Source organism: Chromobacterium subtsugae (genome assembly GCF_001676875.1).
Classification (GTDB): Bacteria; Pseudomonadota; Gammaproteobacteria; order Burkholderiales; family Chromobacteriaceae; genus Chromobacterium; species Chromobacterium subtsugae.
The window spans coordinates 23,249-49,372 of the sequence record NZ_JYKA01000019.1 but is presented as its reverse complement, the minus strand read 5'-3'; the positions used below and the strand labels follow the sequence as shown (position 1 = coordinate 49,372).

Annotated in this window: 21 protein-coding genes; 9 read left to right on the top strand and 12 right to left on the bottom strand. The window is 65.1% G+C overall.

Annotation, left to right across the window (positions count from 1 at the left end):
• The first annotated feature begins 31 nt into the window (after nucleotides 1–31).
• On the top strand, nucleotides 32–613 hold the full coding sequence (locus MY55_RS18270; protein WP_244270696.1) for a Cd(II)/Pb(II)-responsive transcriptional regulator: 582 nt from the start codon (nucleotides 32–34) through the stop codon (nucleotides 611–613).
• Here the strand turns inward: MY55_RS18270 and MY55_RS18265 are convergent.
• Together MY55_RS18265 and MY55_RS18260 are read right to left on the bottom strand one after the other, a co-directional pair.
• A complete protein-coding gene (locus tag MY55_RS18265; protein ID WP_047237866.1) occupies nucleotides 610–1,293 on the bottom strand; it encodes an LrgB family protein in 684 nt (227 codons plus the stop codon). The genes MY55_RS18270 and MY55_RS18265 overlap by 4 nt on opposite strands.
• Nucleotides 1,283–1,726 carry a CidA/LrgA family protein gene (locus MY55_RS18260; protein ID WP_043575722.1) on the bottom strand — a complete coding sequence of 148 codons (444 nt, stop codon included), beginning with the start codon at nucleotides 1,724–1,726 and terminating at the stop codon, nucleotides 1,283–1,285. The genes MY55_RS18265 and MY55_RS18260 overlap by 11 nt, the downstream gene beginning before the upstream one ends.
• 104 nt (nucleotides 1,727–1,830) lie before the next feature.
• Between MY55_RS18260 and MY55_RS18255 the strand changes: the two genes are divergently transcribed.
• The gene (locus MY55_RS18255) at nucleotides 1,831–2,721 is read left to right on the top strand and encodes a LysR family transcriptional regulator (protein WP_043575861.1); all 891 of its coding nucleotides are present in this window, start codon (nucleotides 1,831–1,833) and stop codon (nucleotides 2,719–2,721) included.
• A gap of 76 nt (nucleotides 2,722–2,797) precedes the next feature.
• On the opposite strand, the gene rlmB is transcribed toward MY55_RS18255, so the two are convergent.
• Together rlmB and MY55_RS18245 are read right to left on the bottom strand one after the other, a co-directional pair.
• On the bottom strand, nucleotides 2,798–3,547 hold the full coding sequence (rlmB, locus tag MY55_RS18250; RefSeq protein WP_043575725.1) for a 23S rRNA (guanosine(2251)-2'-O)-methyltransferase RlmB: 750 nt from the start codon (nucleotides 3,545–3,547) through the stop codon (nucleotides 2,798–2,800).
• 59 nt (nucleotides 3,548–3,606) lie between these two features.
• Nucleotides 3,607–6,876 carry a sensor domain-containing protein gene (locus MY55_RS18245; RefSeq protein ID WP_099049668.1) on the bottom strand — a complete coding sequence of 1,090 codons (3,270 nt, stop codon included), beginning with the start codon at nucleotides 6,874–6,876 and terminating at the stop codon, nucleotides 3,607–3,609.
• A 287-nt stretch (nucleotides 6,877–7,163) separates the two neighbouring features.
• Here MY55_RS18245 and mfd point away from each other — a divergent pair, with 287 nt between their 5' ends.
• From mfd to MY55_RS18220, 5 genes are all read left to right on the top strand, one after another.
• Nucleotides 7,164–10,559 carry a transcription-repair coupling factor gene (mfd, locus tag MY55_RS18240; RefSeq protein ID WP_065202853.1) on the top strand — a complete coding sequence of 1,132 codons (3,396 nt, stop codon included), beginning with the start codon at nucleotides 7,164–7,166 and terminating at the stop codon, nucleotides 10,557–10,559.
• Between the two features lie 1,324 nt (nucleotides 10,560–11,883).
• Entirely contained in the window at nucleotides 11,884–12,513 is a 630-nt protein-coding gene (locus tag MY55_RS18235) for a Clp protease ClpP (RefSeq protein WP_043580831.1), read from the top strand.
• Between the two features lie 62 nt (nucleotides 12,514–12,575).
• Nucleotides 12,576–13,346: a substrate-binding periplasmic protein gene (locus MY55_RS18230; RefSeq protein WP_052878121.1), complete on the top strand. Its 771-nt coding sequence runs from the start codon at nucleotides 12,576–12,578 to the stop codon at nucleotides 13,344–13,346.
• On the top strand, nucleotides 13,343–14,134 hold the full coding sequence (locus MY55_RS18225; protein WP_065202852.1) for a substrate-binding periplasmic protein: 792 nt from the start codon (nucleotides 13,343–13,345) through the stop codon (nucleotides 14,132–14,134). Before MY55_RS18230 ends, MY55_RS18225 begins: the two co-directional genes overlap by 4 nt.
• A 96-nt stretch (nucleotides 14,135–14,230) precedes the next feature.
• Nucleotides 14,231–14,728: a DinB family protein gene (locus tag MY55_RS18220; protein WP_081284756.1), complete on the top strand. Its 498-nt coding sequence runs from the start codon at nucleotides 14,231–14,233 to the stop codon at nucleotides 14,726–14,728.
• On the opposite strand, the gene MY55_RS18215 is transcribed toward MY55_RS18220, so the two are convergent.
• Complete coding sequence (locus MY55_RS18215) at nucleotides 14,725–16,002, bottom strand: sensor domain-containing diguanylate cyclase (RefSeq protein ID WP_052258431.1); 1,278 nt, start codon at nucleotides 16,000–16,002, stop codon at nucleotides 14,725–14,727. The genes MY55_RS18220 and MY55_RS18215 overlap by 4 nt on opposite strands.
• Before the next feature lie 287 nt (nucleotides 16,003–16,289).
• Between MY55_RS18215 and MY55_RS18210 the strand changes: the two genes are divergently transcribed.
• Nucleotides 16,290–16,664, top strand: a complete 375-nt coding sequence (locus MY55_RS18210) for a hypothetical protein (protein ID WP_047238109.1) — start codon at nucleotides 16,290–16,292, stop codon at nucleotides 16,662–16,664.
• A 26-nt stretch (nucleotides 16,665–16,690) separates the two neighbouring features.
• On the opposite strand, the gene MY55_RS18205 is transcribed toward MY55_RS18210, so the two are convergent.
• The gene (locus MY55_RS18205) at nucleotides 16,691–17,680 is read right to left on the bottom strand and encodes an aldo/keto reductase (RefSeq protein ID WP_043580837.1); all 990 of its coding nucleotides are present in this window, start codon (nucleotides 17,678–17,680) and stop codon (nucleotides 16,691–16,693) included.
• A 99-nt stretch (nucleotides 17,681–17,779) separates the two neighbouring features.
• Between MY55_RS18205 and MY55_RS18200 the strand changes: the two genes are divergently transcribed.
• Nucleotides 17,780–18,682, top strand: a complete 903-nt coding sequence (locus tag MY55_RS18200; protein WP_065202850.1) for a LysR family transcriptional regulator — start codon at nucleotides 17,780–17,782, stop codon at nucleotides 18,680–18,682.
• 47 nt (nucleotides 18,683–18,729) lie between these two features.
• Here MY55_RS18200 and MY55_RS18195 read toward each other — a convergent pair whose 3' ends face one another.
• From MY55_RS18195 to MY55_RS23820, 6 genes are all read right to left on the bottom strand, one after another.
• Nucleotides 18,730–20,121: an amino acid permease gene (locus MY55_RS18195; protein ID WP_043580841.1), complete on the bottom strand. Its 1,392-nt coding sequence runs from the start codon at nucleotides 20,119–20,121 to the stop codon at nucleotides 18,730–18,732.
• A gap of 262 nt (nucleotides 20,122–20,383) precedes the next feature.
• On the bottom strand, nucleotides 20,384–23,047 hold the full coding sequence (gene adhE / locus MY55_RS18190) for a bifunctional acetaldehyde-CoA/alcohol dehydrogenase (protein ID WP_047248929.1): 2,664 nt from the start codon (nucleotides 23,045–23,047) through the stop codon (nucleotides 20,384–20,386).
• A gap of 350 nt (nucleotides 23,048–23,397) precedes the next feature.
• On the bottom strand, nucleotides 23,398–24,456 hold the full coding sequence (locus MY55_RS18185) for a carbonic anhydrase (protein WP_052878118.1): 1,059 nt from the start codon (nucleotides 24,454–24,456) through the stop codon (nucleotides 23,398–23,400).
• A gap of 118 nt (nucleotides 24,457–24,574) precedes the next feature.
• Nucleotides 24,575–25,438: a DMT family transporter gene (locus MY55_RS18180; RefSeq protein ID WP_236686469.1), complete on the bottom strand. Its 864-nt coding sequence runs from the start codon at nucleotides 25,436–25,438 to the stop codon at nucleotides 24,575–24,577.
• A 90-nt stretch (nucleotides 25,439–25,528) separates the two neighbouring features.
• A complete protein-coding gene (locus MY55_RS18175; protein WP_043580849.1) occupies nucleotides 25,529–25,945 on the bottom strand; it encodes an ester cyclase in 417 nt (138 codons plus the stop codon).
• Nucleotides 25,942–26,079, bottom strand: a complete 138-nt coding sequence (locus MY55_RS23820; protein WP_155294755.1) for a hypothetical protein — start codon at nucleotides 26,077–26,079, stop codon at nucleotides 25,942–25,944. The genes MY55_RS18175 and MY55_RS23820 overlap by 4 nt, the downstream gene beginning before the upstream one ends.
• Nucleotides 26,080–26,124 lie beyond the last annotated feature (45 nt).

Genomic DNA, 26,124 nt, shown 5'->3' with positions numbered 1-26,124 from the left:
CAGGGTCAAGCGGATTCTATCGGGAGGCATCATGTTGATCGGGGAACTAGCGCGCCAGACCGGCTGCGAAGTGGAAACCATACGCTATTACGAACGCGAGGGACTGCTGTCGGCGCCGCTGCGCTCGGCTTCCGGCTACCGCCGCTATACCGCGGAGCAGCTGGGCGAATTGAACTTCATCCTGCACTGCCGCTCGCTGGGCATGTCGCTGGCCGACATCCGCAACCTGGCGGCGTTCAAGGCCGACCACCAGCACGATTGCGAGGACATCAACCAGCTGATCGATCAGCAGATCGTCAAGGTGCACCAGCAAGTGGAGGCGCTGCGCCTGCTGGAGCAGCAATTGCTGGCGCTGCGCGACAAGTGCCATGAAAGCCATCCAGCCGCCGACTGCGGCATTTTGCAGACACTGGTGGAGGCTGCCGAAGGCTCGCCCTGCGTCTGCCACACCCCGTTCGGCCAGGACAATCACGGCCACAGCCACGATTACGACCACGCGGGCAAAAAAACGGCCGACCCCACAAGGGCCGGCCCTAATCAACGCTCGTTTCGGGGAGGAGAAACCCACCGACCGCCACCCCACCGACGGCCGGCTCACAACAAGAACCGTTAAATCCAATATCCGATCAAAGGCGCGGCGAACACCGTGGCCACGCCGGCCAGCATCATGGTGAGGCTGGCCACCACGCCCTCTTCCGCGCCCAGCTCCGCCGCCTTGGCCGTGCCCGCCGCATGGGCGGCGGCGCCGAACAAGGCCCCGCGGGCCAATGCCGAGCGCACCGGCAACACCGCCAGCATGAGCTGCCCGGCCATCATGCCGAACACCCCGGTCACCACCACGAACAAGGCGGTGAGGTCGGCCGAGCCGCCCAGCGTGTGCGCAGCCGCCAACGCGAACGGCGTGCTGATCGAACGCGGCGCCAGGCTTTTCTGCATCATTTCCGACAGATCCAGCCAGCGCGCCAGCCACACCGAGCTGAACACCGCCACCGGAATCGCCACCAGCACGCCGCAGCTGAGCGACAGCCAGTGCTTGCGGATCAAGGCGCGCTGCTCGTAGATCGGTATCGCGAACGCCACCGTCGCCGGCCCCAGCAGCCAGGTCAGCCAGCGGGTATCGGCGAAATAGGTGGGATAAGGCACGCGGGCCAGCACCACCAGGCCGATCACCAGCAACGGCACCGCCAGAATCGGCGTGCTCCACCAGCTGCGGGTTTTCAGGTAATACTTTTTCACCAGTCCGTACAAGACCACCGTCAGTACGAACGAGACCAATGCGATTTCATGCTCCATGGACTTCCGCCTTCAGCTGCGCCTTGCGATTGCTGCCGCGCCGCCGCAACATCAGTTCCAGCCGGTAGCAGCGGTCCACCACCAGCGAGGTCACCGCCATCACCAGCATGGTGGACAGGCCGATCACCAGCACTATGCGCAGGCCGGAGCTCAGCACCAGCTGAGGGTATTGCACCACCGCCACCACCGCCGGGATGAAGAACAGCAGCATCTCCGCCAGCAGCCAGCGCGCGCCGTGCTTGAACCATTTCAGCGGCAGCAGGCCAGACCACAATCCGGCCAGCACCAGCAGCATCCCCAGCACGCCGGCCGGCATCGCCGGCAGAAAGCGCTGGCTCAGCTGGCTGGCCGCCAGCCACACCAGGCTCAGCAGCAACACCTGGCTGAAAGTCTGCAGCAAGGGCGCGAGGCGGTGAAACAAGCGGCTGGCCATGATCGGCTTCCATCAAAACTTAGGAGTTGGTGAAAGTATAGCCAGCCGGCATGCATTCTAAAAATGAATTAAAATTATCGACATGATTCCAAACAGGAATGGAAATGGACATCCGCGCGCTGCGTTATTTTGTCGAACTGGTGAAATGCCATAGCTTCACCAAGGCCGCCGACGCGCTGTTCGTCACCCAGCCCACCATCAGCAAGATGGTGAAGCAGCTGGAGGAGGAGCTGGGCATGCCGCTGATCCTGCGCGAAGGCCGCAGCTTCCGCCTGACCGATGCAGGCCGCGTCACCTACGAGCGCGGCCTGGACGTGCTGTCGGCGATGAACCAGCTCAAACACGAGCTGGCCGACCTGGCCTCGCTCAGCAGCGGCGAACTGGTGGTGGGCCTGCCGCCCATGGTGGGCGTGGCCTTCTTCGCCCCGGTGGTCAGCCATTTCCGCCGCCGCTACCCGCAGATCGAGCTGAAAATGGTGGAGGACGGCGCGCTCGGCATAGAAAGTCGGATCAAGAGCGGCGACCTGGAAATCGGCGTGGCGGTGCTGCCGGTGGACAGCCAGCTGTTCGACCATTATTCGGTGGTGCGCGACCCGCTGTGCCTGGTGGCGCCGGCCGGCTCGCGCTGGCATGGCCGCTCGCTGGTGCAACTGACCGACATCGCCGACCAGCCGCTGGTGCTGTACCCGGACGACTTCACGCTGAGCCGCCGCATCGGCGACGCCTTCCGCGAGCTGGGCAAGCCGCTCAACATCGTCGGCCGCAGCGCGCACTGGGACTTCATCGTCGAGCTGGTGGCGGCCAACCTGGGCATCACCCTGCTGCCGCGCTGCATCGTCAGCCGCCTCAACCCGGAGCAGTACGACGTGATCCCGCTGTACGACCCCAAGTTGTACTGGCACCTGGCGCTGATCTGGCAGCGCGGCGGCTATCTGTCGCACGCGGCGCGCGCCTGGCTCGCGCTGACGCGGGATGTGCTGGGCGGACAAGAGTAGCCCGCGACCGAATGAAAAATGCCGCCCGCCCGCAAGCGGGGGAGCGGCATCGCCTGGCGGCAGGCGCCGGATCGAATCAGCCCTGCGCCTTGACCACGCGCTGGCGGCGGCTTTCCGCCAGCACCATGCCGGACGATACCGACACGTTCAGGCTTTCGACGGTGCCGAACATCGGGATCGACACCAACACGTCGCAGTGCTCGCGCGTCAGTCGGCGCATGCCCTCGCCTTCGGCGCCCATCACCCAGGCCAGCGGGCCGGCGGCTTCGAAATGGTAGAGGTCGGTATCGGCTTCCATCGTGGTGCCGGCGATCCACACCCCATGGTCCTTCAGCTCGCGCAGCGTGCGCGCCAGATTGGTGACGGTGATGTAAGGCACCACCTCGGCCGCGCCGCAGGCCACCTTGGAGACAGTGGCGTTCAGCGTGGCGGAGCGGTCCTTGGGGGCGATGACGGCGTGCGCGCCCATCGCGTCGGCCACCCGCAGGCAGGCGCCCAGATTATGCGGGTCGGTGACGCCGTCCAGGATCAGCAAGAGCGGCGGCTCGGACAGGTTTTCCAGCACGTCGTCCAGGTCCACGTAGTTCATGCTGGCGTCTATCATCGCCACCACGCCTTGGTGGCGGGCGTTGCCGCTCATGCTGTCCAGGCGTTCCTTGTCGACGATGTGCAGCTTGATCTTTTCCTCGCCGGCCTTGTCCAGCACCGCCTTGGCGCGGGCGTCGTGGCGGCCGCCGGCCAGCCAGATTTCCAGCAGGCTCTTCGGGTTCTGCCACAGGCGGGCGTTGATGGCGTGGAAGCCGTGTATCAGGCGTTTGTTGCTCATGGCGGGGTCTCGATTCAGAATCCCGCCATTCTAGCGCCAAGCCGGGCCCAGGCCCAGCCTCACGCCGGAATGCCGGCCGCCTGGTCGCGCAGCTGCCAGCCGGCGGCCAGCGCCGCGAACTCCTGCGCCGGCAGCGGCCGGCTGAAATGATAGCCCTGCAGCGTGTGGCAGCCCTTGTTCTGCAAAAATGCCGCCTGCTCCTCGTTTTCCACCCCTTCGGCGACGACGTGGAATTTCAGCTTCTTGGCCATCGCCAGTATCGCCTCGGCGATGGCGGCGTTGTCCTCGTCCGCCGGCAGGCCGTCGACGAAGGACTGGTCTATTTTCAGCGTGTCCAGCGGGAAACGCTTCAGGTGCGACAGCGACGAGTAGCCGGTGCCGAAGTCGTCGATGGACAGCCACACCCCCAGCGCCTTCAGTTCCGACAGCAGGCTGACCGCCTCGGTCGGGCTTTGCATGATCATGCTCTCGGTGATTTCCAGCTCCAGCCGCTCCGCCGCCAGGCCCGCCGCCTGCAGCGCGCCGGCCACCTTGGCCGGCAAGGAGGGTTGGCCGAACTGGCGCGGCGACAGGTTCACCGCCAGCCTGGGCACCCGCACGCCTTCTCGGTCCCAGGCTGCCAGCTGGCGGCAGGCCTCGTGCAGCACCCAGTCGCCTATCGGCTTGATCAGGCCGGTTTCCTCGGCCAGCGCGATAAAGCGCACCGGCGGCACCAGGCCCAGCTGCGGATGGCGCCAGCGGATCAAGGCCTCGGCGCCCTCCAGCCGGCGGCTGCCGGCGCCCAACTGCGGCTGGAAGTGCAGCTCGAACTCGCCGCGCTCCAGCGCCATGCGCAGGCCGTTTTCCAGCAGCAGCCGCTCGAAGGTCTGGGTGTTCATGCCGATGTCGAAGAACTGATAGGTGTTCTTGCCGGAATCCTTGGCGCGGTACATCGCCACGTCGGCGTTCTTCAGCAGCGTGCGCGCGTCCTGGCCGTCGTGCGGGAACACGCTGATGCCTATGCTGCCGGTGATGAACACCTCGTGCGCTTCCAGGCTCAGCGGCCGCCCCAATTCGGCCAGGATGTCGCCGGCCATCTCGGCCAGCTGCTTGTGCTTGTCGAAGCCGCTCATCAACAGCGTGAATTCGTCGCCGCCCAGCCGCGCCAGCAGGCCGCGCTCGCCCACCACCCGCGACAGCCGCAGCGCGATCTCGCACAGCAGCTGGTCGCCGGCCTGGTGGCCGAAAGAGTCATTGATCAGCTTGAAGCGGTCCAAGTCGATGAACATCACCGCCAGCTGGCCGCCTTGGCTGGCCATCTGCGCCAGCGCCTCGTCCAGCCTGGCGGTGAGGCTGCTGCGGTTGGGCAGCCGCGTCAGCGGGTCGTGATTGGCCAGGAACTGCAGCCGCTCCTCCGCCTCCTTGCGCTGGGTGATGTCGGAAAACACCGCCACGTAATTGGACAGTTGGCCATCTTCATCGCGCAGCGCCGAGATCGACAGCTCCGCCGGATACCATTCGCCGTTCTTGCGCCGGTCCTGCATCTCGCCCTGCCAGTGGCCCAGCGTGGCCAAGGCCTCCTGCATCGCCTCGCGTTCGCGCTGGCCCAGGCTGAAAATGCGCGAAGCCCGGCCCAGCGTCTCCTCCTCGGCATAGCCGGTGATGCGGGTGAAGGCGTCGTTGACGGCGATGATGCGCGCCGCCGCATCCAGGATCAGGATGCCTTCGGCCGAGTTTTCGAACACCTTGGCCGCCAGCCTGAGGTTGGTGTCGGCCAGCAGGCGCTCGGAAATGTCCATCACCACGCCGATGATGGCCTTGCGCCCCTCCAGCTCGAACAGGCGGCTGTGCACCTCCATGTCCACCAGCACGCCGTCCCGGCGCAGCGCCCGGGTGGAGTAGTGCATCACCGCGATATTGTCGCGGAAGCGGCGCAGCACCTGCTGGCGCAGCCGGTTGGCCTCGCCCGGCGCCAGCACCTGGCCCATGGTCATGCCCGTCATCTGCTCCTGCTCGTAGCCGAGGATGTCGGCCAGCTTGGGATTGACATAGACCAGCCGCTCGTCCTGCAGGATGTAGATGCCCACCAGCGACTGCTCCACCAGCGCCAGATAGCGCTCCTCGGCTTCGCGCTTGGCTTTCTGTTCGCGCTTGCTCAGCGTGATGTCGGTATCGACGCTGCCCACGCCGGCCGGACGGCCGGCGGCGTCGAACAGCGGAAACTTGGAGGCCAGCAGATAGGTTTCCAGGCCGTTCAGGCTGAAATGCTCCTCGAACTGGCGCGGCGCCAGCAAGTTGAGCACCTGCTGGTCCTGCTCGCGGATCTGGGCGGCGTCGGCGCGGTCGAACACGTCCTCCGGGCGCCGGCCCAGCAGCGACTGCGCCGACACGCCCACCCGGCGCGCGTAGGCGGCGTTCACCAGCAGGTAGCGGCCCTCCATGTCCTTCAACGACATCATGGTGGGGCTGTTGTTGACCAGCGACTCGATCCGCGCCCGGAAGGTGCGCAGCGTCTCTTCATCCGCGCGGTGGCCGTCCATCAGGATCGCCACCAGGAGGCCGGACACGTTCAGCGCCAGCGCCAGCAGCAGATCGGTGGAGGCGTTGCCTATGCCCGGATGCAGCGGCCAGTCCGGCGACAGCGCCGCCAGCGACAAGGCCAGTGTCACCATGCCCGCGGTCAGCGCGGCGCCGCCCAGGCCGGTGCGGCAGGCCGCCCACAGGATGAGGGGGAAAAACAGCAGCTGGCTGGGAATGTTCAAGGCCGCCTGGCTGGACAGCAACAGCATGGCGCCGCCCGCCACCAACGCCAGGATCAGCGCCAGCTCGATGCGCAGCGGCAGGACCAAGCGTTGCCGCGGCGGCCAGGCCAGCGGCGCGCACAGGAACAGCGCCGAACTCGCCGCCGCCCAGCACTGCCAGGTCCACGACCAGGGCGGCAGCCGCTGCCCGCCCGCCAGCCACGCGCCGGCGCCCAGCAGCAACGCCACCAGCAAAGCCGGGTACGCTATCAGCGTCAGCAGCAGATGCCTCAGCTCGCCGGGCGTGGCCGGCCGCGCGCGCGCGCGCAGCAAGCCGCCCAGGCGCAAACCCGGCAGAATCAGAAACAGCGAGCCGGCCAGCGCCAGCGCCCACAGCGGCGAAGCCGCCTCGCTGGCGATCAGCGCCGCCGCCAGCGGCCACCACCAGCTGCGCCGCGCGCCGCGGGCCAGCAGCTGCCAGCAGAACAGGCCGTGCGGCGCGAAGCTGGCCAAAGACAACACGGCCTGCGGACTGCGCGGCCACAGGGCCAGGCAGGCGGCAAACCCCAGGAAAACCAGCAACTCCTCCACCCAAGGTGTGGCTCTCACGCTCCATCCTTCTATTTCTTGTCGTCCGGTATGCCGGATCTTGCCGATCGCCGCTCCACCGCCGCCGCCGCGCGGGCGGCCGCCATGGATACATTCTTATTTTTGATACCACAATGGCATTACGCTTTGTATTTCTTCATGCCAAAATACAGCGGGCTTGAGCCAAACGCATACGATAGCCGGGATTCCCGCCGCCCGCCAGCTTCCGATCGCAGGTAAAGCCCATGGGCATGGCCGGCGGACTGTTATAATCGCGGCAAGCTCAACCTCGTAGAAGCCAGATCAAGTTGGATACGCTCCCGATCATTCCGCCCCGCGGCCAGAAAACCCGCTGCGTTCGCCTGCCGGACGGGCTGGACAGCCAGACCGTCGCCGCGCTGGCGCGCCAACGCCAGCCGCTGCTGATCCTCACCGCCGACGCCCAGTCCGCGCAGCGGCTGCAGGCCGAGTTGCCCTTCTTCGCGCCGGAACTCTCCATCGCGCTGTTCCCCGACTGGGAAACCCTGCCCTACGACCATTTCTCGCCGCACGGCGAACTGGTCAGCGAACGGCTGGCGACCTTGTGGCAGATCCGCCAGCGCGAATGCCAGGTGGTGATCGCGCCGGTGTCCACCGCGCTGGGGCGGCTGGCGCCGGTGAGCTACCTGCTGGGCCGCACCTTCTTCCTCAAGGCCGGCCAGCAGCTGGACGTGGAAAAGCTGCGCGGCGACATGGTCACCGCCGGCTACCAGCACGTCACCCAGGTGATGGCGCCGGGCGAATTCTCGGTGCGCGGCAGCCTGATCGACCTCTACCCGATGGGCTCGCCACTGCCGTACCGGATCGACCTGTTCGACGCCGAGATCGACAGCCTGAAAACCTTCGATCCCGACACCCAGCGCACGCTGTACCCGGTGCCGGAAATCCGCCTGCTGCCGGCGCGCGAGTACCCGGCCGACGAAAGCGGCGTCACCGCTTTCCGCCAGCGCTACCGCGAAAAGATGGAAGGCGACCCAAGCAAGAGCCGCGTCTACAAGGACGTGTCGCAGGGCCTGTGGCCGGCCGGCATCGAATACTTCCTGCCGCTGTTCTTCGACGAAACCGCCACCCTGTTCGACTACCTGGGCGAGGACGCGCTGCTGGTGCTTCACCACGACGTGCAGGACGCGGCCGAAACCTTCTGGCGCGACGCGCAAGGCCGCTACGACATGGCGCGCGGCGATCTGGAACGCCCCATCCTGCCGCCGGCCGACATCTTCCTGCGCCCGGACGAATTGATGGCCAGGCTCAAGCCCTACGCCCGCATCGAACTGTCCGCCGACGAAGCCGCCCCCGGCCTCGCCCTGCCCGAGCTGGCGGTGGACCGCCGCGCCGACGCGCCCTTGCACCGGTTGCAAAGCTATATCGCCCAGGGCGGCCGCCGCATCCTGCTGGCGGCGGAAAGCCTGGGCCGGCGCGAAACCATGCTGGCCTTCCTGGCCGACAACGGCATCAAACCGACGCCGGTCGACAACTGGGCCGACTTCGCCGGCGGCAAAGCCGCGCTGGCGCTGGCCGTCGCCCCGCTCTATTCCGGCTTCGCCCTGCCCGAGCAGGGCATCGCGGTGGTGACCGAAAGCGAGCTGTACCAGCACGTGGCGCGCAGCCACACCCGCCGCAAGGCCAACCGCGCCGGCTCCGACGCGATGCTGCGCGATCTGGCCGAAGTGAAAGCCGGCGACCCGGTGGTGCACGAGGCGCACGGCATCGGTCGCTACGTCGGCCTGGTGACCATGGATCTGGGCGAAGGCGAAACCGAGCTGATGCAGCTGGAGTACGCCGACGGCGCCACGCTGTACGTGCCGGTGTCCCAGCTGCAGCTGATCTCGCGCTACGCCGGCGGCGCCACCGACGACATCCAGTTGCACCGGCTGGGCAACCCGGCCTGGGAAAAGGCCAAAAAACGCGCGGCGGAAAAAGCGCGCGACACCGCGGCCGAACTGCTCAACCTGTACGCGCAGCGCGCGGCGCGCGAGGGCCACAGCTTCCAGCTGTCCCACGCCGACTACGCCGCCTTCGCCGCCGGCTTCGGCTTCGAGGAAACCCCCGACCAGGCCGGCGCCATCGAGGCGGTGATCCAGGACATGTGCTCCGGCAAGCCGATGGATAGGCTGGTTTGCGGCGACGTCGGCTTCGGCAAGACCGAGGTCGCGCTGCGCGCCGCCTTCGTCGCGGTGATGGGCGGCAAACAGGTGGCGGTGCTGGTGCCCACCACGCTGTTGGCCGAACAGCACTTCCAGAACTTCTCCGACCGCTTCGCCGACTGGCCGGTGCGCATCGCCGAACTGTCGCGCTTTCGTAGCGGCAAGGAAACCAAGGCCGCGCTGGCCGGCTTGGCCGACGGCAGCGTCGACATCGTCATCGGCACCCACAAGCTGGTGCAGCCGGATATCGAATTCAAGAACCTGGGCCTGGTCATCATCGACGAGGAACACCGCTTCGGCGTGCGCCAGAAAGAGCAGCTGAAGCGGCTGCGCGCCAATGTCGACGTATTGACGCTGACCGCCACGCCGATTCCGCGCACGCTGTCGATGGCGCTGGAAGGCCTGCGCGACTTCTCCGCCATCACCACCGCCCCCAGCCGCCGGCTGGCGGTGAAAACCTTCGTCAGCCCGCTCTCCAACGGCGTGATCCGCGAGGCGGTGCTGCGCGAGCTGAAGCGCGGCGGCCAGGTGTTCTTCCTGCACAACGAAGTCGACACCATCGAAAACATGCGGGAAAAGCTGGCCGAGCTGATCCCGGAAGCGCGCATCGGCGTCGCCCACGGCCAGCTGCGCGAGCGCGAGCTGGAACAGGTGATGCGCGACTTCCTGCAGCAGCGCTTCAATCTGCTGCTGTGCTCCACCATCATCGAAACCGGCATCGACATCCCCAACGCCAATACCATCCTGATCAACCGCGCCGACAAGTTCGGCCTGGCGCAGCTGCACCAACTGCGCGGCCGCGTCGGCCGCTCGCACCACCAGGCTTACGCCTACCTGCTGACGCCGGACGGCATGACCCGCGACGCGCAGAAGCGGCTGGAGGCGATCCAGCTGTCCGGCGAGCTGGGCGCGGGCTTTTATTTGGCGATGCACGACCTGGAAATCCGCGGCGCCGGCGAAGTGCTGGGCGAAGGCCAGTCCGGCGAGATGCAGGAAGTGGGTTTCAGCCTGTTCACCGAAATGCTGAAACAGGCGGTGCGCGACCTGAAAAAGGGCCGCGCGCCAGATCTGGATGCCCCCCTGGGCGTCACCACCGAGATCAATCTGCACAGCCCGGCGCTGCTGCCGGACGCTTACTGCCCGGACGTGCACGAACGGCTGCTGATCTACAAGCGCCTGGCCAGCTGCGAGACCGAGGCCGAGATCGACGGCATCCACGAGGAGCTGATCGACCGCTTCGGCCTGCCGCCGCAGAGCGTGAAGACGCTGATCGAAAGCCACCGCCTGCGCCTGGTGGCCAAGGAGCTGGGCGTGCAAAAGCTGGACGCCAGCGAGGTGGCGGTGCAGATCGCCTTCATCAAGAATCCGCCGATCGATCCGGTGAAGATCATCATGCTGATCCAGAGCAAGAAGAATTACCGCCTGGCCGGGCAGGACAAGTTGCGGGTGGAGCAGCCGCTGCCGGAGGTGGCGCAGCGGATCGTGAAGGTGAAGGAGGTGTTGAAGGAGTTGAGCGCGTAGGCTCAACGACTTTCATAACGCACTCAACAAAAGGCCACCTCGGAGTTGGCCTTTTTCCTTTGCTTCAGGCGTCCCATATCCTATTTTTGCTGTAATGAAGGTAAATCGCTACCCAATCAACCCTATGCCATCCTCCATCCAAATTGGAGTATCCTTCTTGACCATTTCAGTATCAGCCTCAGCCATTATTAAGTTATATGAAATGTGGAGAGATAGGTTTCGCATTGAAATATCTTATAACTTCAGAAGTTTACCTGACATTGGCAACGACATTACCATTCGCAACTTGTCTCCCAAATCAATCACTCTGACACATTGGAGCTTGATTTATGTTTCGGGAAAATGGCCAACTCGTCATTACACACCCATGGCCAGTCCTGAATATGATTTCAACGATATAGAAATAAAAGCAAACTCCTCACACACATTAACATTTTCTGACATTAGCCACTTTGACTGGGGAGCGACATCCTTACGAGGCCGACGCATATTCATACGTATATATACCGCAGGCCGCAAGCCAATTACTCGCTTAGTTTACCCTCAAAATTAAAACTAATACCTTCTCACGCTCTTGAATCCGCTCCGCGGATAATGATTTAGATGCCGGTTCCGCCCGGCGAACGGGTGAGGGGGCCGCGCGGCCAGCCCCTCACCACCCCGGGCCGCCCCTGCAGCCCGCGAAACCCCGACAAAAAACCGCTGGGCCAGGAGCCGCCGAAACTACATGCGTGCGAATCTTTGATTCGCTCAGCAGTACGCGCTACCGTCGCGCGGCGTCGAACAAGCGGCGGCTTAAAACCTTGCCCAGCGCTTTTTTGCCGGCGCGTGCTGAAAGGGGAAGGGGCGCGTCACTCACGCTCAACCTCTTGTAGGGAGGAAGCCCGGCCTTTCCCCGCATTCCACCATCCATAGCCTTACCTGGCTTTGCCTCTTGAATTTGCCTTGAGCCCCATGTGGCGTACCCTCTACCAATCGCGTGGAACCGAACCGACTCGCCCTTCCCCATCAGCGCAAGCCGGCTCCGAAACCATTCCCAAGGTTTTAAGCCGCCGGTTGTTCGACGCCGCGCGACGTTAGCGCGCGGCTAGTTCCGGCGGCGCCTTGGGAATGGCTTTGGAGCCGGGGTTTCGCAGCGCTGCTGGGGTCGCCTAGGGGTGTCGGGGAGCTGGCGAGACAGCTCCCTGACCTGCCCGGCGGGCAGCCCCGCCATGCGAATCATCATCCGCGAAGCGGATTCCTTAGCCCCTCAACTTGCGCCATTGCAAGGCAAGCCCTCCTCTCCCCGGCTAGATTGGAAAGACAAGCACAAGGAAGAAACGCCATGCCTCGCCACAACCCCGACGCGGACGACGACGACAAGCCCGTCCCGCTGTATCGCCAATATGAAACCCAGGGCACGGTGCGGCAGATATCGTTTTACCTGTCCGACGAGATCGGCGCCGCCATCCACTACACCGACCTCTTGTACACGCTGCGCACCGCCAGCAGCACCGACATCGTGTTTCTGCACCTGAACACCCCGGGCGGCAATTTCGACGCCGGCCTGCAGATCATCAACAACATCACCGCCAGCCCGGCCCACGTGGTCACCATCCTGGAAGCGCGCGCCTATTCGATGGGCGCGCTGATCTTCCTCGCCGGCGACGAGCTGATCGTCCACGACACCTGCCAATTGATGTTCCACAACTACTCGTCGGCACTGATAGGCAAGGGCAATGAGCAACAGGCCCAGGTGATGGCCAGCGGCAAGTGGTTCGAGAAGGTGATGCGCCACATCTGCCGCCCCTTCCTCACAGACGAGGAGCTGGACCGCATCCAGAAAGGCGAGGACATCTGGCTGGACAGCGACAACATCCGCCGCCGCCTCAACCACATCCGCAAGGGCGAGCCGGCCGCGCAGCCGCGCAAACCAGCCAAACGCGGCGGCCGGGCAGAGCCGGACGCCGGCTGAGCCGCCTTGCCTTGCCTCGGGCTTGACCGATAATCAAGACACACCCACTCCGGCCTGTCTTGATGAGCGCCATTCCCAAGTTTGCCTTCGCCGCGCTGTTGGCCTGCGGCGCAGCCGGCTACGGCTTCGCCGAGCCGGACGCGGATGCGCTCGCGCTGGTCACCGGCGAGTTTCCGCCCTATACCGGCGCGGCCCTGCCCCAGGGCGGCATCAGCGCGGTGCTGGTGCGCGAAGCCTTTCTGGCGGCTGGCCAGCCCGCCCCCAGCATCGTTTTCCTGCCCTGGAAGCGAGCCTATTCGGAAACCGAGCAGGGCCGCTTCGCCGCCAGCTTTCCCTATGCCCGCGATGAAAACCGCGAGAAAGCCTTTCTGTATTCCGAACCGCTGCATCAGGACCGCTTCTCTTACTTCGCCCGCCAGGACGACGAGGATGCGCGCAAGGGACGCTGGCAAGGCAAGCGCCTGTGCCTGCCGCTGGGCTGGACCACCGCCTATGTCGACGCCGACGTGCGCAAATACCAATTGCGGCTGGAGCGGCCGCCAACGCTGGAAAACTGCCTGAAAATGCTGAACAGCGACACCGTGGACCTGGTGTCCTGCAACGACTTCGTCGCCGATTACGCGATGCGCCGGCTATTCGGCCCACACGTGCCCTTCGCCATCGCCGATATCGGCAAGGCGCAGAGCAGCGAACTGTACCTGATCGTCAGCCGCCGCCGCCCCGACGCCGAGCGGCTGATCCGCCAATTCAACCAGGGCCTGGCGGCGCTGCGCGACAGCGGCCGCTATCAGCTGCTGCTGCGGCAATACCGCGAGCAGCCCCCCAGCCGATGAAAACCCTGTCCGCCCGCCTTGCCAGCCTGCCGGTTCTGACGTGCGCCCTGCTGCTGACGGCCCAGGCCGGCGCGGCCGAATTGCGCGTCGCCTTTTCCTCCAGCCGGCCGCCGTTTTCCTTCCACGACGACAAGCTGGGCGACACCGGCATCGAGGTGGAGCTGATGCGGGCGGCGCTGGAGCGGATGGGCTATGCGATGAAAATCATGATCGTGCCCAATTCGCGGCTGCGGCGCGCCGTCGCCGCCGGCAGCGCGGACATCGCCTCGGCGGTGCACGAGCGCGGCCCCGACGGCAAGGGCGTCTATTATTCGGACGACTTCATCGAATACCGCAATGTCGCCATCGGCAAGCAGGGCCGGCAGCTGGATATCCGCTCGCTGCTGGACCTTGGCGGCCACAGCTTCGCCATCTGGCAGAACGGCTGGCGCGATCTGGGCCCCGTGTTCCAGGCCATCTACCAGCCCGACCCTTCCGGGCGCTTCCGCCACAACTATCACGAGAGCGCCAGCCAGGAAAACCAGTGCCGGATGTTCTGGGCCAACCGGGTGGAGCTGCTGATCATCGACCGCGCGGTGTTCGACTGGTTTCGCGGCAAGCTCGCCGCCAGCCTGCCCACCGCTGAGGCCGTCAGGTATTACGACATCTTCCCGCAAACCACCGGCTATCCAGCGGTTTTCCATGACCGCGCGCTGCGCGACCGCTTCAATCTGGCGCTGCGGCAACTGCGGCAAAACGGCGACTACCAGCGCATCGAGCGACGCTATCGCTCCGGCGAGCGCGACTGAGCCATGTCGAAAGCATTGCGGCCGACAGTCATCATCCATACACTTGACATATCACTATCCCGCCCCGCCATCGCCATGCCGCTACGCAATATCCGCATGCTGGTCCGCTACAGCGCCTGGGCCAACCAGCGCCTGCTGGGCGCGCTGGCCGCGCTGCCGGAAACCGAATTGCTCAAACCGCGCGCCACCGTCTTCGGCAACATACTCAGCACCCTCAACCATAATCTGGTGGTGGACCGCATCTGGCAGGCCCATCTGCAGGGACGCGCGCACGGCTACGCCAGCCGCAACACCGAGCGCACGCCCAGCCTCGCCGAACTGGCCGTCGATCAGGCCGAGCTGGACCGCTGGTATATCGATTACGCCGACGCGCTGGACCCGGCAGCCCACGACCAGGTGGTGGATTTCGCCTTCGTCGACGGCGGCAGGGGCAGCATGCGCCGCGGCGACATGCTGCTGCACATCGTCAACCACAAGAACTACCATCGCGGCTTCGTCGCCGACATGCTGTACCAGATTCCCGCCCTGCCGCCGGCCACCGATCTACCGGTCTATCTGCGCGATGCCCATGATGAGGCCGAGCTCCTGGGCTAAAGCGGTTCAACCACCCGCTCGCGCTCGATTTCCACCCGGTTGCGGCCCTTGTGCTTGGCCTGGTACAGCAGCACATCGGCCTCCAGAAACAAGCTGGCCAGGTTGGAATGTTCGCTGGGACGCAGGCAGGCCACCCCTATGCTGGCGCTGATGCGCAGCGGCTGGCCATTCACCTGGGGCGCCAGGTTGGCGATGGCGCCGCGCAGCCGGTCGGCGGTATTGTAGGCGTCGATCCGGCCGGTCTGCGGCAGCAGCACCACGAACTCCTCGCCGCCGTGCCGGCCCAGCAGGTCGCCATGCCGCGCCTCTCCGCGCAGGCAGTCGGCCAGCTGGCGCAGCACTTCGTCGCCGGCCTGATGGCCGTGGCGGTCGTTGATGCTTTTGAAATGATCCAGGTCTATCAGCAATAATGCCAATTCAGCGCGCTTCTCCAGCGCGCGCAGGAACAGGCCTTCGGCCTTCTCATGGAAGGCGCGGTGGTTGTACAACCGAGTCAGCCCGTCTTGCTGGGCCTGCAGCCGGACCTGCAGCAGCAGGCGCTCGTAACTGATCAGCAGCATGTTGAGGCTGAAGCAGAACGTGCACCAGAACAATCCAAGGCTGCTGAAGAGGTTGAACATCGACCAATGCCGGCCAAAATCCGGATCGCCGGCATAGCAGGCCACGCTCCAGCGACTGGCCGAAATCGTCAGCATCACCGCGGCCAAGCCCATCGCCAACCGGTGGCCGGCCGGCGTCCCCTGCTTCCTCTCCTGCAGCAGCAAGCGGAAAATCAGCCCCCAGTACAACAAATGCGAGCCGGAAGTCACCATCACCCGGCGGCCATAGTTCTCCACCCCGCCCCAGTACGCGAACGCCGCCATCACCAGCGCCACCGACAAGGCGGCGTATCCCCAACTGCCGGAGCGGCCTAACATCTGCTGCGTGGCGATCAACGCCAGCGGGTGGAACAGCAGCAGCAACAGGGTGTCGAGCATCAGCATCGGCCAGGGCGGCAAAATCGGCGGCAGGTAGGCCAGCAGGGTTCCACACACGGCAAACGCGCCGCCCATGCCCAGAGTCAGCAGCGCGCGCTCCTTCCGGTTGTATAACCAGAACAACACCGCCACGCCCGTCAGCATGACGGTGTAGCCGGTGGTGCTGAGCAAGGTCGCCTTGAAATCCAGAATGCTTTGTATGTTTTGTATGGTTTGGTTTGACATGGAGGTCGGGTGCAGCGCTGCCGCCGCGCCAGCGGGCTCGGCCCGCCACGGCGCCGCGGGATTGTCGGCCATGGAATCGCAGACACCATAGCAGATCGCCGCCGTCCCGCATGGCGTTGAATGATGCCTTGCGCATGAAAAAACAGGCCTAGTGGCGTCGCCGCAACGCCGCCCGCGGCCAGCCGGCTTGCCCAGGCTGCCGCATATTGGATAAAATATCCATCTCTTCAGGCGCTTGCGCGCGGCTAGCGCCGCGCCGGCCCTTGCCAGCCACGCGGCCCCTCTTAATCGGCCGCGCCAGCCAGCTTTTCTTCCCAAACCATCGTCCGGCCGCCTTGGCCGGCGCCGCAGGAATCCTTATGCGCTTTCGCCATTTCCTGCTGCCCATGGCGTTTTGCAGCGCGCCGCTGGCAGCCAAGACCTTGCCTTCCTATGATTTCGCGCTGCAGGCCAAGCCGGCGGCGGCGCCGCGCATCAATATGGCCGCGCCGGCCAAGCCGCTGCAAGTCCAGCCCGCGCTGCAGCTGCGCGATCTGGACGCCCCGCTCCAGCTGACGCCGCGCCAACAGCAGGAAATGCTGCAGCGGATGGAAAACCGGCAACCGCAGGCGCTGCCCGGCCAGCCGCCGCGCGCGCCCTGGGAGCGCCCCCAGCCGCTGCCGCGCTTCGACCCGCAAACCGGCAAACCCCGCGCCATCCCGATGCACGAGCTGCCCAAGCTGCCCGGCCGCTGAGCGCCACGCGCAAGCGGCCGGCGCGCTCAGCGGTCGATCAACTGCATGACGTCCGGCGCGTAGCGCGCGCCGCTGGCCCCGCCGTCGGCGAACACCGCCGCCAGCGCATCCCGCTCGCCGCCATCCAGGCTGACAGACAAGGCTCCCAGGTTGTCGCGCAGATTGGCCTGTTTGCGCGCGCCGGGAATCGCGACGATGTCCTCGCCCTGCGCCAGCAGCCAGGCTAACGCCAGCTGCGCCGGGCTGCAGCCCTTGTCGGCGGCCAGCGCTTTCACCTTGGCCACCAGGTCGAGGTTGCGCTGGAAGTTTTCGCCCTGGAAACGTGGGTTGTGGCGGCGGAAATCGTCAGGCGCGAAATCATCCGGGCTCTGGATGGCGCCGGTCAAAAATCCGCGCCCCAGCGGGCTGTAGGCGACCAAGCTGGCGCCCACTTCGCGGCAAGCCGCCAGCGCGCCGTCTTCCGGATCCCGCGTCCACAGCGAATATTCGCTCTGCAGCGCGTGGATGGGATGGACGGCGGCCGCGCGCCGCAGCGTGGCGGGCGAGGCTTCGGACAAGCCCAGATAGCGCACCTTGCCGGCGCGCACCAGGTCGGCCATCGCGCCGACGGTTTCCTCGATCGGCACCGCGGGATCGATGCGATGCTGGTAGTAAAGGTCGATATGATCGACGCCCAGCCGCTGCAGGCTGCCTTCGCAGCTGGCGCGGACGTATTCCGGCCGGCCGTTGACGCCGCGCTTCATCGGATCGGCCGGGTCCAGCACGATGCCGAACTTGGTGGCCAGCACCACCTCGCCGCGGCGGCGGGCCAGCAGTTTGGCCAACAGCCGCTCATTCGTGTGCGGGCCGTACATATCGGCGGTATCGAGAAAATTGACGCCCAGATCCAGCGCCGCGTCCAGCGTCGCCAGCGACTCGGCGTCGTCATGCGGGCCGTAAAAAGCGCTCATGCCCATGCAGCCGAGGCCCAGCGCGGAAACCTGCGGGCCATTGCGGCCCAGAGTGCGTTTTTGCATCGCCATCGCTCCTGAAGTGGAAAGTGACATCAGCATAAGGGATGGCCAGCCGCCGATAAATGGGCCAAAATGACAAACATTATGTAGCTGAGCTTAACAATGTCGCGTCCCCAGCACGATGCCCTGCAAGCTTTCGCCCTGATCGCCCGCCTACGCAGCTTCACCCAAGCCGCCGCCGAACTGGGTGTCACCGCTTCCGCCTTGAGCCAGACCATGCGCCAGCTGGAGGCGGAGCTGGGCGTGCCGCTGCTGATCCGCACCACCCGCCAAGTCGCGCCGACCGAGGCCGGCGACGCGCTGCTGGAGCGGCTGGCGCCGGCGCTGGAGCAAATCCGCCAGGCGCTGGAGGATGCGCGCCAGCTGCAGGGCCAGCCCGCCGGCACGCTGCGGCTGACGCTGCCGCACAGCGCGGCGCAAATCGCGCTCTATCCCCATCTGGTCGGCTTTCAGCGCCGCCATCCGGCCGTGGCGCTGGAGCTGGACATCAGCGACGGCCTGGTCGACATCGTCGGCCAGCGCTTCGACGCCGGCATCCGCTTCAGCGACCGCTTGCAACCCGGCATGCAGGCGGCGCAGATCAGCCGCCCGCTCCGCTTCGTCGCGGTGGCCACGCCCGAATACCTGGCGCGCCATGGCGCGCCGCAAAGGCCGGATGATCTGTTGCGGCACGCCTGCATAGGCTACCGCTTCGGCGCCAGCGGGCCGCAGTACCGCTGGCAGTTCGTCGAGGACGGCCAGCCGCGCCAGCTGGCGCTGCGCGGCCCGCTGCTCACCAACGACAACCAGGCCCGGCTGCTGGGCGCGCGCGGCGGCATCGGCATCGCCTACCTGGCCGAAACGCTGGTGAGGGATGACATCACCGCCGGCCGGCTGCTGCCGGTGCTGGAGTCCTACCTGCCGCCGGCCGAGGCGCTGTACCTGTTCTACCCGCAGCAGCGCCGCCTGCCGGCCAGGCTCAGAGTGTTGATAGACTTTCTGCGCGAAGCCAACGGCGTCGTCTGAAATGACAAAACCCGCCAAACGGCGGGTTGCGCGCGGCAAGCCTGAAGCTAGCGCCCCTGCTGCGCCAGCCGCCAGGCGGCATCCTGCTTGTGGTAGCCCAGCAAGTAGTACACCGCCACCAGGAACACCAGCCAGCCGGGGCCGACGATCAGCGCCACGCGGGTGTCCGGGAAGTAGGCCATCAGGGCTATCACCAGCGCCAGGAAGCCCAGCGTCAGGTAGGAGCCGTACGGCCACAGCGGCATGCGGTGACTGATGCCGGCCAGTTGCTCGGCCGACAGCGAACGGCGGAAGCGCAGCTGCGCCAGCAGGATGATCAGCCAGGTCCACACCGCGCCGAAGGTCGAGATGGCGGTCAGCCAGGTGAACACCTCCTTCGGCGCCAGGTAGTTCAGCAGCACGCCCAACAGCAGCGCGGCGATGGACAGCAGCAGCGCCGGCAGCGGCACCCCGCTTTTCGAAACCTTGGCGAACAGCGGCAGCGCCTGTTTCTGCTCGGCCAGGTTGAACAGCATGCGGCCGGTGCTGTAGATGCCGCTATTGCACGAGGACAGCGCGGCGGTCAGCACCACGAAGTTGATGATGCCGGCGGCGGCCGGAATGCCCAGGCTCTCGAAAGTCATCACGAAGGGGCTGCCGCGGGTGCCCAGCTCGTTCCACGGGTAAATGGACAGGATCACGAACAAGGCGCCGATGTAGAAGATCAGAATGCGCCAGAACACCGAATCCACCGCGCGCGCCAGCGCCTTTTTCGGATTCTTGGCCTCGCCGGCGGTCAGGCCCAGCATTTCCACGCCCAGGTAGGCGAACATCACCATCTGCAAGGACATCAGCACGCCGGAGAAGCCATGCGGCATGAAGCCGCCGTGCGCCCACAGATTGGCGATGCCGGTGGCGACGCCGTGATTGCCGAAGCCGAAAATAATCATGGCGAAGCCGCCGGCTATCATCAGCACGATGGTGACGATCTTGATCAGCGCGAACCAGAACTCGAATTCGCCATAGGCCTTCACCGCGATCAGGTTGACGCCGCCCATCGCCAGCATCGCCGCCAGCACCCAGTACCAGGACGGCACGTCCGGAAACCAGATGCCCATGTAGACGCCGACGGCGGTGATTTCCGCCATGCAGGTCACCAGCCACAGGAACCAGTAGTTCCAGCCGGTGAGGTAGCCGGCCAAGGGGCCGAGGTAGTCTTGCGCGTAGCGGCTGAACGAGCCGGCCACCGGATTGTGGATGGCCATTTCGCCCAGCGCGCGCATGATCATGAAAATGGCCAGGCCGCCGATGCCGTAGGCCAGCATGATGGCCGGGCCGGCCATCTTGATCGCGGTGGCCGACCCCAGGAACAGGCCGACGCCTATCGTCGCGCCCAGCGCCATCAGGTTGATATGCCTCTCCTCCAGCCCGCGGTGCAGGGTCTGTTGTTCTCCTGGCATGCAATGCTCCTTGTGTAAGCGTGGAAATCCCGGTTGCCGTTTTGCTGTTTTCTTACCGGTTAATGACAAAGCATTTTACATATATTCATATCAATATGAATATTTGAGCACATTAAAACCTTGATTCAACATTTTCAAGCGCATAAAAATTCAAACCACTCGCCATAAGCGTCAATAGAAATGACGCGCATGCCTAAGCGGCGGACGCAAAAAAGCCCGGACTCGCGTCCGGGCTTGGCTGATGCGGCATTCCGCGCGGCGGTCAGGCCTTGGCTTTGCTCTTGCCCTTGGCCGGCTTGGCTTCCGCGGCATCTTCCTCGCGCTCCCAGGCTTCCTTGTACGGCCGGCCGTAGAAGCTGTCCAGCAGCAGCTGCTTCAGCTCGCTGATCAGCGGATAGCGCGGATTGGCGCCGGTGCACTGGTCGTCGAAGGCGGCTTCGGCCAGTTCATCCACCTTGGCCAGGAAGTCCGATTCGGCCACGCCGGCGGCCTGGATCGACGCCGGGATGCCCAAGGTCTTCTTCAGCTCATCCACCCACTCGATCAACTTTTCCACCCTTTCGTGGTCGCGGCTGGCTTCCAGGCCCAGGTGGCGGGCGATTTCGGCGTAGCGCGCCACGCTCTTCGGCCGGTCGTACTGGCTGAAGGCGGTTTGCTTGGTCGGCACATCGGCGGCGTTGTAGCGGATCACGTTGCTGATCAGCAGCGCATTGGCCAGGCCGTGCGCCAAGCCGAACTCGGCGCCGATCTTGTGCGCCATCGAGTGGCAGACGCCCAGGAAAGCGTTGGCGAAGGCGATGCCGGCGATGGTGGCGGCATTGTGCACCTGCTCGCGCGCTTTCGGGTCCTTGGCGCCGTTCTGGTAGGACGACGGCAGGTATTCCTTCAGCAGCTTCAAGGCTTGCAGCGCCTGCGGATCGGAGTACTCGTTGGCCATCACCGACACATACGCTTCCAGCGCGTGGGTCACCGCGTCGATGCCGCCGAAAGCGGTCAGCGACTTGGGCATGTCCATCACCAGATTGGCGTCGACGATGGCCATGTTCGGCGTCAATTCGTAGTCGGCGATCGGATACTTCACGCCGGTCACTTCATCGGTCACCACCGCGAACGGAGTCACTTCGGAACCGGTGCCGGAAGTCGTCGGCACCGCCACCATCATGGCTTTTTGGCCCAGTTTCGGGAACTGGTAGATGCGCTTGCGGATGTCCATGAAGCGCAGCGCCAGGTCGGCGAAATGCACTTCCGGATGCTCGTACATCACCCACATGATCTTGGCCGCGTCCATCGGCGAGCCGCCGCCTATCGCCATGATCACGTCCGGCTTGAAGGCGTGGGCCAGATCGGTGCCCTTGCGCACCACCGCCAGCGTCGGATCAGCCGGCACCTCGAAGAAGGTTTCCACTTCCAGGCCCATCTTCTTCAACAGGCGGATAGGCTCGTCGACGAAGCCGTTCTCGAACAGATACTGGCCGGTGACGATCAGGCAGCGTTTCTTGCCGGCCAGGTCTTCCAGCGCCACCGGCAGGGAGCCGCGGCGGAAGTAGATGGACTTCGGCAGCTTGTGCCACAGCATGTTCTCGGCCCTCTTGGCGACGGTTTTCTTGTTGATCAGGTGTTTGGGGCCGACGTTCTCGGAGATGGAGTTGCCGCCCCAGGAGCCGCAACCCAGCGTCAGCGACGGCGCCAGGCTGAAGTTGTACAAGTCGCCGATGCCGCCCTGCGAGGACGGGGTGTTGATCAGGATGCGGGCGGTCTTCATCTTGTCGCCGAAGTAGCGCACGCGCTCTTCCTGCAGGTCCTGATCGGTGTACAGCGCCGAGGTGTGGCCGATGCCGCCCATGGTCACCAGCGCGGCCGCCTTGTCGCAGGCGTCGAGGAAATCCTTCGCGCGGTACATGGCCAGGGTCGGCGACAGCTTCTCGTGGGCGAAGGCTTCGTTTTCGGACACTTCCGTCACTTCGCCGATCAGCACCTTGGTGGTCGGCGGCACTTCGATGCCGGCCATCGCTGCGATCTTGGCCGCGCTCTGGCCGACGATGGCGGCGTTCAGGCTGCCGTCCTGCAGGATCACCTTGCGCACCGCCTCGGCTTCGCTCTTGGACAGAATGTAGCCGCCGTGCCTGGAGAAGCGTTCGCGCACCGCGTCGTAGATTTCATCGACGATGATGACCGACTGTTCGGACGCGCACACCACGCCGTTGTCGAAGGTCTTGGACATCAGGATGGAGGCCACGGCGCGCTTGATGTCGGCGGTTTCGTCTATCACCGCCGGCGTGTTGCCAGCGCCGACGCCGATGGCCGGCTTGCCGGAAGAGTAAGCCGCCTTCACCATGCCCGGGCCGCCGGTGGCCAGGATCAGGTTGACGTCGGGGTGGTGCATCAGCTGGTTGGACAGCGCGACGGACGGCTCGTCTATCCAACCTATGATGTCTTGCGGCGCACCGGCGGCGACGGCGGCTTCCAGCACCAGGCGGGCGGCTTCGCAAGTGGAGCGGCGCGCGCGCGGATGCGGCGAGAAGATGATGCCGTTGCGGGTTTTCAGCGAGATCAGCGCCTTGAAGATGGCGGTGGAGGTCGGGTTGGTGGTGGGCACGATGCCGCACAGCACGCCTATCGGTTCGGCGATGGTGATGGTGCCGAAAGTGTCATCCTCGGACAGCACGCCGCAAGTCTTCTCGTCCTTGTACTTGTTGTAGATGTATTCGGAAGCGAAGTGGTTCTTGATCACCTTGTCTTCCATCACGCCCATGCCGGTTTCGGCCACGGCCATCCGCGCCAGCGGGATGCGTGCGTCGGCGGCTACCAGCGCGGCGCTGCGGAAAATGTGGTCGACCTGCTCTTGCGTGAACTGCGCGAAGGCCTGCTGCGCCTTCTTGACGCGTGCCACCAGGGCGTCGAGTTCGATTTGATTGCTAACGGCCATAGTGTCTCTCCAGAAACCAAATGAAATTGCCGGGCATCTATTTATTCGTTTTCAGCTGTTTATTTTCGAAAACGAAAAAATTGGCAGAAAAACCAGCTGCCGACGCGCAAACGGCGCGGACGCCATTCAAGCTTGTGTAGCGCGGCCATTACAAGGCGGCTCAGATAACCTTATAAAACTTGGGGCTTTTCAAGCTTTTTGCCCCAGCCTCGCCAGACTCACCACCATGCTAGTCTGTTTTCGGATATTCGTTTTTGCGCCTAGCCAAACAATTGCCGCTTCGCCAACAAAAAGAGCGCCGTTTAGGCGCTCCGCAAAATGTCCTGGTCAAAACATCTGTAACGACGATGCTACCGGCCCATGAAGCCGTACTTGAAATACTGGCCGCTGCGGGTCAGCTCGCGGATGCGCGCCGGATCGGTCTCGCCGTTGATATTGGTGATCACCAGCCGGCCGCGGCCCTGCTTCAGATCGTTGTTGTAGTCGTAATAACCGCCCAGCACCGCCAGCCGGCCGGCCTCCACCTCGCCGGAAAACTTGAGGATGGAGCCTTCCACCTGGTTGTTGATGTTGATCAGCGCGCCGTTGGTTGCGTCGATGCCCTTGGGAATTTCGATATTGTCGAGCTCGCGCTGGATGGCCGGCTCCATATTGCTGTAATCGCCGGCGGCGGTTTTGATCGCGCCGCAGCCGGTATGGCTGATGAACATCAGCAGCGGCGTGTGCAGATGGCGGACGCCGTACTCCACCGAGCCCTCGGAGGTGGCCAGCTGGTTGCCCAGATTGCTGATCACGAACAGTTCGCCGTCGGCGTCGCCGCCCAGCATGCCCACCTGGCCGCCCGGATTGGAGCAGGTCACCACCGTGGCGCGCGGCGTCTGGCGGCCGCCCAGCTTGGCGAGATAGCCCGGCGAATGCTTGGCGATATAGGCGCCGTTGGCCTTCAATATGCTGCCCACCACGCTTTTCACCTGGCCGGCCTCCCCTGCCGCGACCGTCGCCGCCGCGCGCGCCGGATGCCTGGCCTTGGCGCGCGCCTTGCGGGCGGCGTGCGGCCTGCCTCCCGGCGCCGTCACTTCCGGACTGGGCTGGCTCAGGTCGCGCGCCGGCGGTTTGCCCATCGGCACCGACGGCGCCATTTTCTCCGGCGCCGCCTGGACGTCAGCCTTGGCGCCGCCCTTGCCCGCATCCATCTTTTTGCCAGCCTCCGCGGGCTTGCCCGGCTTGGGCGAATTCGCGCCGGATGGCGACGCCGACTGCGGCGGCGCGGCCGCGGCGCCATCCGGCGCCTGCGCCGGCTTGCCCGGCCGCAACGGCAGCTTGATCACCTGCTGCACCTGCGGTTCCGGCGCTCCCGGCGCATCGTCCGCCCATGCAGACTGCAACGCCAGCAGCAGCGGCAACGCCATGCACGATCTGATATGCCGAGAGTTCATGCTCGAGTCCTTAAGGTCATCAAAGGAAATATTCATTCTATTCTGCATCATCGACTATAGCCGGAAAAGGCACCAGTCGGCATGCGCCGGCTCAAGCCTGCTTGCGCTGGCTCAGCCACACCCCGGCGAACACCAGCACGCCGGCCAGACCCTGCCAGGCCTCGAAGCGCTCTCCCAACAGCCACCAGGCCAGCAGGACGGTAAAAACCGGGATCAGATTGTTGAAGGCGCCTGCCCGAGCCACTGGAATCCGCGACACCGCCCAGGTATAGAGGCCGTAAGCGCCCAGCGTGATGACCGCGCCCAGGTACAGCACCCACAAGCTCGGCGCCAGCAGCAGCCGCTGCGGCCATTGCCCCCATGGCGTCAGCATCGCCAAACCGAACCAGGCGCTGCCGGCCAGCGCCTGAATGCCGGTGATGGCCAGCGGCGAGTAGCGCGTCGACAGCCGCTTGGCGATCAGCACATAGCCGCAGGCGCACACCATCGCGCAAAACTCCAGCGCGTTGCCCAGCAGCGGGTCCGGCGCGCCCGGACCGGAGCGGCTGTCCATGCTCAGCCAGATCACGCCGGCGAAAGACAGCGCGATGCCCAACCATACCTGGCGCGGCTGGCGCTCGCCGAGGAACAGGCTGGCGCCGACCGCCATCAGCATCGGCAGCGTGGCGGTGATCACTCCGGCCTGCGACGCGCTGGTATAGGTCAAGGCATTGGCTTCGAACAGGAAATACAGGCAGGGTTCGGCCAGCCCCATCGCCAACAACCAGCGCCAGTCCCCGCGGCGGTAGCGCCAGCGGATGCGGCCGCTCATCGCCAGCGGCAGCAGGCACAGGCTGGCGATCAGCATGCGGGCGAACAGCACCGCCAGCGGATGATAGAACTGGAATACGTATTTGAGCACGATGAAGGCGCTGGACCACAGGAACATGGCCAGCGTCAGGGCGAGATAAGGCAAGATGTCTCCCGATGCGGTTGGCGGGCCGTCTGCGCGGCCCTATGCGGCAGACATTGTTTCAGAAGAAGACGGCGGCTGTCGAACGCCGCGTCATTCCAATTGCCGCGCCAGCCCCATGCGGTCGGCCTGTATCCAGTACTCGACGATCTTGCCGTCCGCCACCCGATAGCAAGCGCTATCCACCAATGCCAGCGGCCTGCCGCTGGCCGCATGGCCGTCCAGCTCGCCCAAATGGCGGCCAAGCTGGGTCCAGCGCGCATAGGCGCGGTCGCCATCCACCAGCAGTTCGTCTATCCGCAGCTGGAAATCGCCGAACAGGCGCTTGAATTCGCGCACGTGCTCGGCGTAATTGGCCGGGCTGCGCGCCAGGGTGCGCGGATTTTCCGACTCCAGCTGATGCGCGGCGACGCTGGTCGCCATATAGCGGCTGACGGCGTCAGGATTGACGCCCGAACGCACCTCCTGCAAAAAACCCAGCACCACCGCCCTCGTTTCCTCCCGACTCATCGCCTTCCCTCCATAAGGTTGCGGATGCGCTGCAGCGCTTCCATCTCATCCCGGCAGACATGCCGGGCATGGATGGCCATGCCCTGCCACCACCAATCCCGCCACTGTCTGAGCATGATCAGCAACGTGCTCATTTTCGCCTCCACTGTTCAATCATTCATCATGAGGCATATCGTATA